Here is a 13670-nt window from a genome sequence, read left to right as displayed (position 1 = left end):
GGTCGCAACCATTCGAAAGCTCATGACAATCCTCAATGCAATCGCCCGATCACAGGCAGCCCTCTCTCAATGACTCCACGGTTGCTTGACCCGAGCATCCATACCCCGCGCTCAGCGCGTGCCGTGAAGCGTGGATCCTCGGGTCAAGCCCGAGGATGACGGCGGCGGGTTTGCCGCGGAAGCATCTTCCGCGGCCTTCGTGTTTGCAGAGCCGGAAAAACCGTTACTTGCGCTTTTTCTTCTTCGCCGGGCCGTCCTCGAAGCCGACATAGACCTTGGTGAAGCCGCCGGAGCCGCCGGGGATGGCGACGTTGGCCTGGGTGAAGATGAACTGGCCGGAGCCGGTGTCGGCCGGGATCGTCACGGGATATTGCACGGTCTGCGAATAAAGCTCGTTCGGCCCGTCGAGGACGGCGACGCGGATCGGCAGGTTGACCGTGCCGCTGCCGCCGGCCGGCCCGCTGACGATGCGGCCCTGCACCATGACGGTCATGACGAGCTGGTTCTCGTTGATGACGCACTGGCGCGTCGTGTCGGCGAGCGTCGCCTGGTAGAGAAGGTTCTGCGGATCGTCCTTGGCGCCCTTGCCGTAGCGCTCCAGCACGGCGGTGCCGTCGCGCAGGTAGACCTGCGGGCACGAGCCCTGCACGACGGCGACCTGCGTCTGCTGCTGGGCGGCGGCCTGAACGCCCGACGGGTCGCTGGTCACGCCGAGATTGACGGGCTTGTCCGTCTGGTTGCAGCCGGCGACGACGGCGAGAAGGGAAATGCCGAGAAAGCGGCGGATGGTCATTCCATACACGTTACGTCTACCCCTGCGATCAGGCTCCGCCTCCGGCGCGCAAGCCTTTCGGAACTCGTTTCACGGGCCTTTTCACGACCCCAGGCGATGGTCTATAGCAGCGACGCGGCGAAAAATCGATTGTCGAATGAAACCGCCCGCAGAATTTCGGAGAGGCCGTTTCGGGAGCCGGCAGGCCATGCCTTCGCAAGCCCGACCATTCCAAGGACGTGTGAACGTGGATTATGTTTCGACCCGGGGCGAGGCCCCTTCCCTCGGTTTTTCCGACGCGCTCCTGGCAGGCCTTGCCCGCGACGGCGGCCTCTACGTGCCGCGGCAATGGCCGACCTTCTCGAAGCGGGAGATCCGGGCGTTGCGCGGCAAGTCCTATGAGGAAATCGCCTTCACGGTGCTCACCCCGTTCGTGGAGGGCGACATCCCGGCCGACACGTTCCGCGCGATGATCGACGAGGCCTATGCCACCTTCCGCCACCCGGCCGTCGCGCCGCTGGTGCAGACCGGGCCGAACGCCTTCGTCATGGAGCTCTTCCACGGCACGACGCTCGCCTTCAAGGACGTGGCGATGCAGCTTCTCGCCCGGCTGATGGACCATGCGCTGGCCGCCCGCAACGAGCGCGCCACCATCGTCGGCGCCACCTCGGGCGATACCGGCGGGGCGGCCATCGACGCCTTCGCCGGGCGCGAGCGCACCGACATCTTCATCCTCTTCCCGGAAGGCAAGGTCTCGCCGGTGCAGCAGCGCCAGATGACGACCTCGACGGCGAAGAACGTCCACGCGCTCGCCATCAAGGGCAATTTCGACGATTGCCAGAACCTCGTCAAAGCGATGTTCAACGATACGAAGTTCCGCGACGGGATGAAGCTCTCCGGCGTCAACTCGATCAACTGGGCGCGCATCATGGCCCAGATCGTCTACTACTTCACCACCGCCGTCACGCTCGGCGCACCGGACCGGAAAATCTCCTTCACCGTGCCGACCGGCAATTTCGGCGACATCTTCGCCGGCTATGCGGCAAAGCGCATGGGCCTGCCGATCGACAAGCTCGTCATCGCCACCAACGAGAACGACATTCTCGTGCGCACGCTGAAGACCGGGCGCTACGAGATGAAGGAGGCCAAGGCCACCACCTCGCCCTCCATGGACATCCAGATCTCGTCCAACTTCGAGCGGCTCTTGTTCGAGGCCCACGGCCGCGATGCCGGCGCGGTGCGCCGCGCCATGGCGAGCCTCAAGCAGGCGGGCGCCTTCGACATCGAGCCGGGCGCGCTGAAGGCGATCCGCAAGGAGTTCCGCGCCGGCCGCGCCTCGCAAAAGCAGGTCGCCGAGACGATCCGCAAGACGCTCGCCGAGACCGGCTACCTGCTCGACCCGCATTCGGCCATCGGCGTCTTCGTCGCGGCCAGGCACGAGAAGGCAAACGCGCCGATGGTGACGCTGGCGACGGCCCATCCGGCCAAGTTCCCCGCGGCAGTAAAATCGGCCTGCGGTATTGACCCGGCGCTTCCGACGTGGCTTGCTGACCTCATGCAAAGGCAGGAGCGGTTCGACGTCCTGAGCGCAGAACTCGACGTCGTGGAAGCCTATATCGGCGACCATTCGCGAATCCGGGGCTAGGCAATTCCAGGGGCAGGCTTGCGCCCGGGATTGCGGGATCACAGGGAGGACCTTTCCGATCCCCCGGGAGCGGAAAGGCTGGAACGCAGAAAGTGCGCATGATGAAAGTTGAGTGCACCCGGCTTGCATCCGGGTTGACCGTGGTAACGGAAAACATGCCCCATCTCGAGAGCGTGGCTCTCGGCGTCTGGATCAAGTCCGGCTCGCGCAACGAAACCACGGACGAGCACGGCATCGCCCATCTTCTCGAACACATGGCCTTCAAGGGCACCGAGCGCCGCTCGGCCCGGCAGATCGCCGAGGAGATCGAGAATGTCGGCGGCGAGGTCAACGCCGCCACCTCCACGGAAACCACCTCCTACTACGCCCGCGTCCTCAAGGACCATGTGCCGCTCGCGGTCGACATCCTCGCCGACATCCTGACGGAATCCGCCTTCGACGAGGACGAGCTGCGCCGCGAGAAGCAGGTCATCCTGCAGGAGATCGGCGCGGCGAACGACACGCCCGACGACGTGGTCTTCGACCGCTTCTCCGAGGTCGCCTACCGCGACCAGATCATCGGCCGCGCCATCCTCGGCACGCCGGAGACCCTGCTGTCCTTCACGCCGGGCGAAATCCGCCATTATCTCGACCGCAACTACACGACGGACCGCATGTTCGTGGTGGCCGCCGGCGCGGTCAATCATGAGGATTTCGTGCGCCAGGTCGAGACGCGCTTCTCCTCGCTGCCGACGGCGCCCAAGCTCTCCCCCGTCTTCGAGCCGGCCCGCTATACCGGCGGGGACGTGCGCGAGACGCGCGACCTGATGGACGCGCAGGTGCTTCTCGGCTTCGAGGGCAAGGCCTACCACGCGCGCGACTTCTACTGTTCGCAGATCCTCGCCAACATCCTCGGCGGCGGCATGTCCTCCCGCCTCTTCCAGGAAGTGCGCGAGCACCGCGGCCTCTGTTACTCGATCTACGCCTTCCACTGGGGCTTTTCGGATACCGGCATCTTCGGCATCCATGCAGCGACGGGCGGGGAGAACCTGCCGGAGCTGATGCCGGTCATCTTCGACGAGTTGAAGAAATCCTCCGAGACGATCGAGCAGCAGGAAATCGAGCGCGCCCGCGCGCAGATCCGCGCGCAGCTCCTGATGGGCCAGGAAAGCCCGGCCGCCCGCGCCGGCCAGATCGCCCGCCAGATGATGCTCTACGGCCGCCCGATCCCCAACGAGGAACTGATGGAGCGCCTTGCCGGCATCACCATCGAGCGGCTGACGGACCTTGCCGGCCGGCTGTTCTTCGACACGGTCCCGACGCTCTCGGCCATCGGCCCGCTGGAGCAGCTCGTCTCGGCCGGCGACATCACGCGCTCGCTGACGCGCGGCACCATCGATCGCGCGGCAAGCTGAGGGCTTCGCCCTCTTTCCAGCCGGATGCCCATAACAAAAAACGCCCGGGAACCGGGCGTTTGGCAGATGGGTTCGTCGTTGTCGCGGCGGGTTCTGGCGCCCCGCGCGAGGCCGGCTTCAGCCGAAGACGACCAGGCCCTTGACGGCGGACTGGATGTTCGAGCGCGAGATGCCGAGGTCCTGGAGGGCGCGGTCATCGAGGGCGCTGAGTTCGCGCATGGCGCGGCGGTCGGCTACATTCTTCTTGAGCTTTGCGAAAACGTTCATGATCAACTCCTTTGTGTTGCCCAATAGATAGGCGCTTTCCTGCCCGGAAAAAATGCATATGTTCGCAGCAGAGGCATGCGAATATTGCATAGGCCGCAGGCGGCGTTCTCCGCTCCATTTGACGCCGGCGAGCCTCTCGGCATAGTGTCCCCGCAACGGCATGGCGGAGGACTGAATGGCACGGTCGGTATTTCGGTTTCTGTCCCGGCAGCCCGACGCCGTCGAGCTTGCCGGCGAGAGGCATTTCCTCCGCCTGCCCCGCTTCCAGGACTATCGCCAATGGTATGCGCTGCGCTCGGAAAGCCGCCGCTTCCTGGAACCGTGGGAGCCCGTCTGGCGCGCGGACGAGCTGACGGAAGGCGCCTTCCGCGCCCGCGTCATCCGAAATGAACAGGAATTTTCATCCGGCCAGGCCGTGCCGCTTTTCCTCTTCTCCCGCGAGGAAAAGACGCTGCTGGGCGGGCTGACCATCGGCTATATCCGGCGCGGGGCCGCGCAATGCTGCATGATCGGCTACTGGATGGGCGAGCGGCACGCCGGCCAGGGGCACATGCTGGCCGCACTGAAACTCGCCATTCCCTATATCTTTTCCAGCCTTCAGTTGCACCGTATCGAGGCAGCCTGTATTCCAGACAATACAAGAAGCATTCGTCTCCTTGAAAAGGCCGGCTTTCAACGGGAAGGCTACCTTCGGGAGTATCTGAAGATAAACGGGGAGTGGCGCGACCACGTGATGTTCTCGCTTCTGGCTGCCGACAGGCGACCCTGAGCGAACACGGGAACGCGGCAGGACTGGGCAGACTAAGGACAATGCGCTTTCAATGACGTCTTCTTTCGTGCCGCACATGCAGCGTGCCAGCCGGTTGCTCGCTTTCCTTCTCCTGGCGGCGATGCTTTTCGTCGGCCTGTCCTGCGGCCGGGCCTTCGCCGTCGAGCCCGTCAAGATCTCCCGTGACGACACGGCGCTGGACCTTACCGCCACGACCGAGATCTATACCGGCCGGGGCGAGGCCTTCCAGGTCTCCACCGCGCCCGGCACCGACGGCATCGTGCGCCGCATCGAGGTGCGCGCCACCTCGGACGAGCACCAGGGCGACTGGGCCGTCTTCGCGCTCGCCAACGTCTCGGACGAGCAGATCGACCGGCTGATCGTCGCCCCGCATTTCCGCCTCGTGCAGTCCAAGCTCTTCTGGCCGGACCTCGGCGCCAAGCGCATCATCTCGATCACGCCGAGCCAGGGCTTCGCGCTCGACCGCCAGCCGAGCGAGGAGGCCGACGTCTTCCGCATCACGCTCGATCCCGGCTCCGTCGTCACCTTCGTCGCGGAGCTCGCCACGCCCGACCTGCCGCAGATCTATCTCTGGCAGCCGGACGCCTACAAGGACACGGTCAACGCCTTCACGCTCTACCGCGGCATCGTGCTCGGGATTGCGGGCCTCCTCGCCGTCTTCCTCACCATCCTCTTCGTGGTGAAGGGCACCTCCATGCTGCCGGCGACGGCCGCGCTCGCTTGGGCGGTGCTCGGCTATATCTGCGTCGATTTCGGGTTTCTCTCGAAGCTCATCTCCATCACGGCGGGCGACGAGCGGATATGGCGCGCGGGAACGGAGGTGTTCCTTGCCGCCGGCCTCGTCGTCTTCCTCTACACCTATCTCAACCTCAACCGCTGGCACGCGCATCTTTCCTATGCGACGCTCGCGTGGATCCTCGGGCTCGGCCTTCTCTTCGGCGTCGCGATCTACGATCCGCCGATCGCCGCCGGCATCGCCCGCCTGTCCTTCGCGCTCACCGGCACCGTCGGCATCGTGCTCATCGCCTATCTCGGCTTCAACCGATACGACCGCGCCATCCTGCTGGTTCCGGCCTGGTCGCTGATCCTCGTCTGGCTGTTCGGCGCCTGGCTGACGGTGACGGGCCAGCTCAACAACGACATCATCCAGCCGGCGCTCGGCGGCGGCCTCGTGCTGATCGTTCTCCTCATCGGCTTCACCGTGATGCAGCACGCCTTTGCCGGCGGCGCCTATAGCCAGGGCCTCTTCTCCGACCTCGAGCGCCAGTCGCTGGCCCTGACGGGCTCCGGCGACACCGTCTGGGACTGGGACGTGGCGCGCGACCGCGTCGTCACCATTCCCGACATCTCCATCCAGCTCGGCCTTGCCCCCGGCGTCATGCACGGCCCTGCCCGCAACTGGCTGCCGCGCCTCCACCCGGACGACCGCGACCGCTTCCGCGCCACGCTCGACGTGCTGCTGGAGCACCGCAAGGGCCGGCTGAACCATCAGTTCCGCGTGCGCGCCGAGGACGGCCACTATCACTGGCTCTCCATCCGCGCCCGGCCGGTGCTCGGCGCCAACGGAGAGATCATCCGCTGCGTCGGCACGATCATCGACATCACCGAGCAGCGCAATTCCGTCGACCGCCTCCTGCAGGACGCCCTGCACGACAACCTCACGGGCCTGCCGAACCGCCAGGTCTTCCTCGACCGGCTGCAATCGATCCTCTCGCTGACGGCAAGCTCCGACACGGTGCGCCCGACGGTGCTGACCATCGACATCGACCGCTACAAGCAGGTCAACGACGCGCTCGGCATCGCCGCGGGCGACAACATCCTCATCGCGCTGACGCGGCGCCTGCGCCGTCTCCTGAAGCCGCAGGATACCTTGGCGCGGCTTTCCGGCGACCAGTTCGGCCTGATCCTGATGTCCGAGCGCGACCCCGCCAAGGTCGCCGATTTCGCCGACGCCGTCAGCAAGGCGATCATGGTTCCGATCAATTTCGGCGGGCGCGAGATCATCCTGACGGCCTCCATCGGCCTCGTCTCCTGGGTCGACCAGCAGGAGGACGCGGCCGGCCTGCTCAACGACGCGGAACTGGCCATGTACCGCGCCAAGAAGGCGGGCGGCAACCGCGTCGAGCCCTTCCGCCCGGCCTTCCGCACCTTCGGCGCCGACCGCCTCCAGATCGAGACGGACCTTCGCCGCGCCATCGAGCGCAAGGAGCTCTCCCTCGTCTACCAGCCGATCGTCCGCCTATCGGATGCGGAGATCGCCGGCTTCGAGGCGCTGATGCGCTGGGACCATCCCAAGCGCGGCAACATCTCGCCCACCGAGTTCATCCCCATCGCGGAAGCCTCGGACCTCATCAACCAGCTCGGCCTCTTCGCCTTCGACAAGGCGGCGAGCGACCTGATGGACTGGCAGCTCCAGACCGGCGACCTGCCGATCTTCGTCTCGGTCAACCTGTCGAGCGCGCAGCTCCTCAACAACGAGCTCTACAACGACGTGCGCGCCGCGCTCACCAAGACGCGCTGCGAGCCGCAGAAGATGAAGCTCGAGCTCACCGAATCCGTCGTGATGGAGAACCCGGAACAGGCCCGCCTCATCCTCGCCAAGCTGAAGGACGTGGGCCTTGGCCTCGCGCTCGACGATTTCGGCACCGGCCATTCCTCCCTCTCCTACCTCACGCGCTTCCCCTTCGACACGATCAAGATCGACAAGGCGCTGGTGCGCGACGGCTCGGACAAGCGCACCGTGCTCTTGCGCTCCGTCATCTCCATGGCGCGCGAACTCGACATGCAGGTCGTGGCGGAAGGCATCGAGTCGGAGGAAGACGCCATCGAGCTCGGCGCCATGGGCTGCGAATTCGGCCAGAGCTACCTCTTCGGCCCCCCCATCGGCTTCGATTCCGTGCTGCGCCTGCTGAAAGAGCGCTTTCCGCTGATGAAGCGGGCGTAGGCGTCAAGCGGCCGTAAGGACGCGGAGGACCGCTTCCGGCTCCTTCTCCATGACGCGCAGGAGCGTGCGGGCGGCGCCGCTCGGTTGCCGCTGCCCCTGCTCCCATTTGCGGTAGCCCGAAACGCTCGTGCCGAGAAACTGCGCCATCTGCGCCTGGGTAAGCTTGAGATGGCGCCGGACAGCCCTCGGATCGACGCTATCGGTATCGACGGCGTGAACCCGCGTGCCTTCGACGGGTGCGCCGGAGGCATGGGCGAGCGCCTCGGACATGGCGGCGGCAAGGTCGCTCCCGAATGCGGTTTTCTTCGCCATGTCACTTGCTCCTTTGATGCTGCTTGATCGCCTTCGCGATGGCCGCAACGGTCTTCTTTTCCGCAGGGGAAAGATCGGTCCGAACGTTCTTGGCATAGACGAGCAGCGCATAGATCGGCGCGTCCTCGCTGTACCAGTAATAGATCACCCGTGCGCCACCGCGCTTTCCCCTGCCGCTGGCGGCGAAGCGCAGCTTGCGCACGCCGCCGGCGCCGGGGATTTCGTCCCCAAGCATGGGGTGGGCCGCCAGATAATCGATGAGCGCCGTGCGTTCCTCCGGCGAGAAGATCGCCTCGGCCTGCCGGATGAACGTGGGAAGCTCAACGACCGTCTGCATGCCCGAATATAACCCATTGGGTTATATTTTCAAGCGCGGCGCACCAACCCGTTGATGAAATCGAGCTTCTCCACCACGGGCGGGGAGAGGACGAAGGGGTAGCTGTCGGGCTGGCCCATGGAGCGCTGGATGGCGTTCATGGCGACGGAGAGCGGGACCCAGGCCTCGACGAGGCGACCGGCATCAGGCGCGCGGTAGGGATCGAAGGTGACTTCGGCCTCCAGTTCCTCGTGGCCCTTCGGATCGGTGTTGAGGCCGAAGGCGCGGGCGGTCTCCAGCGTGTCGGCGATGTGGAAGAAATGCGCCCAGCATTCGGCAAAATCCTCCGCAGGATGGGCGCTTGCATAGGCGCTGATGAAGCGGTCCTGCCAATCGGGCGGCGGGCCCTGCTCGTAGTTGCGCCTGAGGGCCGCCGCGTAGTCCTCGCGCTCGTCGCCGAAGAGGCGGCGGGCTTCCGTAAGGCTCGCCTCGTCGCGGACGAGCTGCCCCCAGTAGAAATGGCCGATCTCGTGGCGGAAATGGCCGAGCAGCGAGCGGTAGGGCTCGCCCATGGAAACGCGCACGCTCTCGCGCACCGCATCGTCCGCCTCGGCCGCGCGCAGACTGACGACGCCGGCCTCGTGGCCCGTCATGGCCGCGGCGACGATCGTGCCGTCCGCGCCCACCGTATCGGCCAGGAAATCGAAGACGAGACCGCCCGCCGGGTCCTCCTCGCGCGTCGGATGCGGCAGCTTCCAGCGCAGGATGGAATAGAAGAGGTGGCGCTGCGCCGCGCCGATGCGCCGCCAGCGCTCCAGCCCCTGCGGGTCGGTGGTCGGCACGATGCGGTTGTGCCGGCAGGCCTCGCAATAGGCATGGGGGCTTGTCGCCGGCACCAGCCAGTTGCAGACGTCCTGCGCGGCGTTCGCGCAGAAGCGATAGGCGCCCTCTCCCGGCGCGAGCGCCCAAAGGCCTTCGCCTTCCGGCACCAGCGCGTGGAGCGCCATGTCGTCCACGCAAAAGCCGAGCGTCGCCCCGCAGCGCACGCAGACGCGGTTGTCGAAATGGATGGTCTGGCCGCAGGTGCTGCAGGTGAAGAGCTTCATGACGTCCCCGGCTTCAGGCGAGACGCCCGCATCGGGCGGCGATGCGGGCATCCTCGTTCGTTCGGCGGTTTGGGCTCAGAGCCGGTCGACGGCGCCCTTGACCGCGTCCTTGGCCTTGCCGACGGCCTTCTGCGTCTTGCCCTTGGCTTCCTGTGCGGCGCCTTCCGCGCGCAGCTTCGGGCTGCCTGCCGCCTTGCCGGCGGCCTGCTTGGCCTTGCCCGTCACTTCGTTCGCCGTACCCTTGATCTTGTCGGTCGTGCTGCTCACCGTCATGCTCCCTTGTTCGAGACGTCCTCATCGACGCGGCCCGTTAACGGCGAACCGCGCGACAAGTTCCGGGGAACCCGTGAAAATCGCACTCAGGCGTGGCCGGCCTCGGCCGAGAGCATGGCGGGCGTGACGCCCATCAAAGCGAGCGCACGCTCGTACTTGCTGTCGAGATTGGTGTCGAAGATCAGCTCTTCCTGCGCCGGGCAGCTCAGCCAGCCGTTGGCGCCGATCTCGTTCTCGATCTGGCCGGCGCCCCAGCCGGCATAGCCGAGCATCATCAGGCCGCGCTCGGGCCCGCGCCCGCGCGAGATGGCGCGCACGATGTCGAGCGTCGCCGTCAGGCAGATGTCGTCGCTGACGGGGATGGAGGATTCCGACATGTAGTCGTCCGAATGCAGCACGAAGCCGCGGCCGCTTTCCACCGGCCCGCCGCAGCGGATGGGAAAGTCGCGCGAGGCGCCCGGCATGCGGATCAGCCCGTCCTCGCCGGCAAGGTCGAGATGCAGGAGCACGTCGGAGAAGCTCAACTGCTGCGGCCGGTTGATGACGAAGCCCATGGCCCCGTCATCCGAATGGGCGCAGATATAGACGACCGTGCGGGCGAAATTGGCATCCAGCATGCCCGGCATGGCGATCAGGAACTGACCGTCAAGGAAGCCTCGCTCTCGTCTGTTTTTCAGAACCGACATAGCCATGATGCCCTCAGCCTATCAATTCATCGCCAAATGAAAAGCGCTCTTTTTGCCCGGACGACGCCCAAGCCTTGCAGAAAAGCTAAGGTCCGCGCGCCGAAGATCAAGCATTTATGATCGGCCGGCCCGGTTTTGCCGCTGGAAAGGCCCGGCGGGCGGCGGTAGATGTCGCAGCATGAAACATGTCAAAGCCGCAGCGCTCGCCCTGCTCCTTCTTCCCTCCGCCGCACCGGCCGCGACCTCCGGCTGGGTCGAGACGCCGGGCGGCAGCGTGCGGCTCATCGCGCTTCCCGCCGATGCCGGCGGAACGGCGAGCGCCCTTCTCGATATCCGCCTCAACGAAGGCTGGAAGACCTATTGGCGCGATCCGGGCGGCAGCGGCATTCCGCCGTCCATCGCCGTCTCGGGCGCCACACTCGATACCATCGGCTTTCCCGCGCCGCAGCGGCTCGGCGGCGATGACGGCCACTATATCGGCTACAATGCGCCCGTGCAGTTTCCCCTGACGCTGGAAAAGGCGAAAGGCGGGCCGGTCACCGCGGCGATCTTCCTCGGCATGTGCAAGGACATCTGTATTCCCGTGCAGGCCGAGCTGACGGCGGACGCGAGCGGCGAAGCCTTCGCCAGCCCGCTGGAACAGGCCGCCCTTGCGGATGCCGAGGCGAAGCTGCCGCAGGCCGCGACGGAGGGCTTCCGGCCGCTTTCGGGGCATTTTGCGGCGGACGGCAAGAGCATCGCCGTGCGCTTCGAGGCGCCGGCGGACGGCCCCGTGCCGGAGGTCTTCGTCTCGGGCGATTCCGCGCTCGAATTCGGCGCTTCGGCGCCTGCGCGGCGGGAGGGCGACGCCTTCGTCGCCGATGTGCCGGTGCTGCATATGCCGAAGGCGTTCGATGCGGCAAAGGCGGCGATCCGCCTGACGGTGCGGGCCGGGACGCGGACGATGGAAGCCCCGCTTCCGCTCGATTGAGGGCCCTTCCGTTTTCGGCGCGAAAGCGCTTCGCAGCCCCGCCGCCTTTGCTATAGTGCGGCCGAACCATTTCCCAGGACAGACGAGGAGACACACCGTGACCATTGCCGTTGGAGAAAAGCTGCCCGATCTCAAGCTGAAGGAGCGCACGCCGGACGGCCCGGCCGACATCTCGACCAGCGACCTCTTTTCCGGCAAGCGCGTCGTGCTCTTCGCCGTGCCGGGCGCCTTCACGCCCACCTGCTCGCTGAACCACCTGCCGGGCTATCTGGAGAATCGCGACGCGATCCTCGCCAAGGGCGTGGACGACATCGTCGTCGTGGCGGTCAACGACCATCACGTCATGGGCGCCTGGGCCACATCCACCGGCGGGGCCGGCAAGCTGCGCTTCATCGCCGACTGGGACGCCGCCTTCACCGGGGCGCTCGGGATGGATATCGACCTTTCCGCCGGCACGCTCGGCGTCCGCTCCAAGCGCTATTCGATGCTCGTCGAGGACGGCGTGGTGAAATCGCTCAACATCGAGGAAAGCCCCGGCCAGGCCTCCGTCTCCGGCGCGGCGGCGATGATCGAGCAGCTTTGAGCTGACGATTCCGGTGAGGCCCGCCCCTCACCTGCCTGCCGGCATCCTCTCCCCGTAAACGGGGCGAGGAACGATGGGCTCACCGCTTTCCTCCTTCTCCCCGCTTGCGGGGAGAAGGTCCCGGCAGGGGGATGAGGGGCGATCGCTCTACCCCTTCTTGAACGGCGCCATGCCTTTCCGAGCCAGCTCATCCGCCCGCTCGTTCTCCGGGTGGCCGGCGTGGCCCTTGACCCAGTGCCATTCGACCTTGTGGCGCAGGCGCGCCTCGTCGAGCAGTTGCCAGAGGTCGCCGTTCTTCACGGGCTTCTTGTCGGCGGTCTTCCAGCCGTTCTTCTTCCAGCCGAAGATCCACTTCGAAATGCCGTCCATGACGTATTTCGAATCCGTGTAGAGATCGACCTCGCAGGGCGTCTTGAGGGCGGCAAGCGCCGAGGCGGCAGCCGTCAGCTCCATCCGGTTGTTGGTGGTCTCGGCCTCGCCGCCGCACATTTCCTTCTCGACCTCGCCGTAGCGCAGAACCGCGCCCCAGCCGCCGGGGCCGGGATTGCCCGAGCAGGCGCCGTCCGTGAAGATATCGACATGCTTCATCGCGAAAGCCCGTATTCGGCCGGGTTCCGCACCTGCCGGTGGAAGCGCGATTTGCGCAGGTATTCGAGCGGGTCCTTCTTGACGACCAGCGCGCCGGGCGGCGTCATCAGCCAGTCGTAGAGCCGTGTCAGGAAGAAGCGCAGCGCCGCGCCGCGCGAGAGCAGCGGCAGGGCGGCGGCCTCCGCGTCCGAGAGCGGGCGCACGCTCTCGTAGCCGGCAAGCAGCGCCATGCCCTTGGTGAGGTTGAAGGAACCATCCTTCTCGAAGCACCACGCATTGAGGCAGATGGCGACGTCGTAGGCGAGAAGGTCGTTGCAGGCGAAGTAGAAATCGATGAGGCCGGAGAGCTCGTCGCCGATGAAGAAGACGTTGTCCGGGAAGAGATCGGCATGGATGACACCGGTCGGCAGCGCCTTCGGCCAGCCGGTCTCCAGCGCGGCAAGCTCGCCGGCGATCTCGTCCTCCAGTCCCTGTTCCACCTCGTCGGCGCGGGCGGCCGATTTCTCCCACAGCGGCCGCCAGCCGCCGACCGAGAGCGCATTGGGCCGCGTGATGGCGAAGCCCTCGCCGGCAAGATGCATCTCGGCCAGCGCGCGACCGACCTCGCGGCAATGCTTCGCCGCGGGCTTCCTCAGCCACATGCCTTCGAGGAACGAGATGACCGCGGCGGGGCGGCCGGAGAGCTCGCCCAGCAGCGCGCCGTCGCTGCGCGGCAGCGGCAGCGGGCAGGAAAGGCCGCGCTCGGCCAGATGGTGCATGAGGCCGAGGAAGAAGGGCAGGTCGTTCGGGTCGACGCGCTTTTCGTAGAGCGTCAGGATGAGCGCGCCCTTCGTGGTGTGCAGCAGGAAGTTGGAATTCTCCACGCCCTCGGCGATGCCCTTGTAGGAGAGCAGCGTGCCGGCATCGTAGGCGGCGAGGAAGCGGGAGAGATCGTCTTCGGTGATATCGGTATAGACGGCCACGGGCGGGTCTCAGGCTTTTGGAATGATGAGATCAATCGGAAGGCACGGCGTTGAGTTCGGCC

At 66.2% G+C, this 13670-nt stretch carries 15 protein-coding genes; 6 read left to right on the top strand and 9 right to left on the bottom strand.

What is annotated here, in order from left to right; translation table 11 throughout:
• Nucleotides 1-223 precede the first annotated feature (223 nt).
• Complete coding sequence (locus HNQ66_RS20785) at nt 224-802, bottom strand: hypothetical protein (protein ID WP_380780762.1); 579 nt, start codon at nt 800-802, stop codon at nt 224-226.
• Nucleotides 803-980: 178 nt separating this feature from the next.
• Here HNQ66_RS20785 and thrC point away from each other — a divergent pair, with 178 nt between their 5' ends.
• Nucleotides 981-2417: a threonine synthase gene (gene thrC / locus HNQ66_RS20780; protein WP_184146335.1), complete on the top strand. Its 1437-nt coding sequence runs from the start codon at nt 981-983 to the stop codon at nt 2415-2417.
• Between the two features lie 98 nt (nt 2418-2515).
• Entirely contained in the window at nt 2516-3811 is a 1296-nt protein-coding gene (locus HNQ66_RS20775; protein WP_184146333.1) for a M16 family metallopeptidase, read from the top strand.
• A 117-nt stretch (nt 3812-3928) separates the two neighbouring features.
• Here HNQ66_RS20775 and HNQ66_RS20770 read toward each other — a convergent pair whose 3' ends face one another.
• Nucleotides 3929-4078 (bottom strand): DUF1127 domain-containing protein, encoded by a 150-nt coding sequence (locus HNQ66_RS20770; protein ID WP_184146331.1) that lies wholly within the window; start codon nt 4076-4078, stop codon nt 3929-3931.
• A 175-nt stretch (nt 4079-4253) separates the two neighbouring features.
• Between HNQ66_RS20770 and HNQ66_RS20765 the strand changes: the two genes are divergently transcribed.
• The gene (locus HNQ66_RS20765; protein WP_184146329.1) at nt 4254-4847 is read left to right on the top strand and encodes a GNAT family N-acetyltransferase; all 594 of its coding nucleotides are present in this window, start codon (nt 4254-4256) and stop codon (nt 4845-4847) included.
• 121 nt (nt 4848-4968) lie between these two features.
• Nucleotides 4969-7812 (top strand): EAL domain-containing protein, encoded by a 2844-nt coding sequence (locus tag HNQ66_RS20760; protein ID WP_246434369.1) that lies wholly within the window; start codon nt 4969-4971, stop codon nt 7810-7812.
• A 3-nt stretch (nt 7813-7815) separates the two neighbouring features.
• Here HNQ66_RS20760 and HNQ66_RS20755 read toward each other — a convergent pair whose 3' ends face one another.
• From HNQ66_RS20755 to HNQ66_RS20735, 5 genes are all read right to left on the bottom strand, one after another.
• Nucleotides 7816-8124, bottom strand: a complete 309-nt coding sequence (locus HNQ66_RS20755; RefSeq protein WP_184146325.1) for a helix-turn-helix domain-containing protein — start codon at nt 8122-8124, stop codon at nt 7816-7818.
• Between the two features lies 1 nt (nt 8125).
• The gene (locus HNQ66_RS20750) at nt 8126-8461 is read right to left on the bottom strand and encodes a type II toxin-antitoxin system RelE/ParE family toxin (RefSeq protein ID WP_184146323.1); all 336 of its coding nucleotides are present in this window, start codon (nt 8459-8461) and stop codon (nt 8126-8128) included.
• A gap of 29 nt (nt 8462-8490) precedes the next feature.
• Entirely contained in the window at nt 8491-9546 is a 1056-nt protein-coding gene (locus tag HNQ66_RS20745) for a zinc-binding metallopeptidase family protein (protein ID WP_184146344.1), read from the bottom strand.
• 75 nt (nt 9547-9621) lie between these two features.
• Nucleotides 9622-9813 carry a CsbD family protein gene (locus HNQ66_RS20740; RefSeq protein WP_184146321.1) on the bottom strand — a complete coding sequence of 64 codons (192 nt, stop codon included), beginning with the start codon at nt 9811-9813 and terminating at the stop codon, nt 9622-9624.
• A 92-nt stretch (nt 9814-9905) separates the two neighbouring features.
• Complete coding sequence (locus tag HNQ66_RS20735) at nt 9906-10511, bottom strand: YqgE/AlgH family protein (RefSeq protein ID WP_184146319.1); 606 nt, start codon at nt 10509-10511, stop codon at nt 9906-9908.
• A gap of 172 nt (nt 10512-10683) precedes the next feature.
• Between HNQ66_RS20735 and HNQ66_RS20730 the strand changes: the two genes are divergently transcribed.
• A complete protein-coding gene (locus HNQ66_RS20730) occupies nt 10684-11475 on the top strand; it encodes a protein-disulfide reductase DsbD domain-containing protein (RefSeq protein ID WP_184146317.1) in 792 nt (263 codons plus the stop codon).
• Between the two features lie 97 nt (nt 11476-11572).
• On the top strand, nt 11573-12058 hold the full coding sequence (locus tag HNQ66_RS20725; protein ID WP_184146315.1) for a redoxin family protein: 486 nt from the start codon (nt 11573-11575) through the stop codon (nt 12056-12058).
• Nucleotides 12059-12205: 147 nt separating this feature from the next.
• On the opposite strand, the gene rnhA is transcribed toward HNQ66_RS20725, so the two are convergent.
• Entirely contained in the window at nt 12206-12646 is a 441-nt protein-coding gene (gene rnhA / locus HNQ66_RS20720) for a ribonuclease HI (protein ID WP_184146313.1), read from the bottom strand.
• Nucleotides 12643-13608: a homoserine kinase gene (locus HNQ66_RS20715; protein ID WP_184146311.1), complete on the bottom strand. Its 966-nt coding sequence runs from the start codon at nt 13606-13608 to the stop codon at nt 12643-12645. Before HNQ66_RS20715 ends, rnhA begins: the two co-directional genes overlap by 4 nt.
• Nucleotides 13609-13670: the final 62 nt, after the last annotated feature.

Source organism: Shinella fusca (assembly GCF_014203155.1).
GTDB classification, from domain to species: domain Bacteria; phylum Pseudomonadota; class Alphaproteobacteria; order Rhizobiales; family Rhizobiaceae; genus Shinella; species Shinella fusca.
Note: the sequence above shows the minus strand (reverse complement) of the source record. Positions and strands in the feature narration are given on the sequence as shown.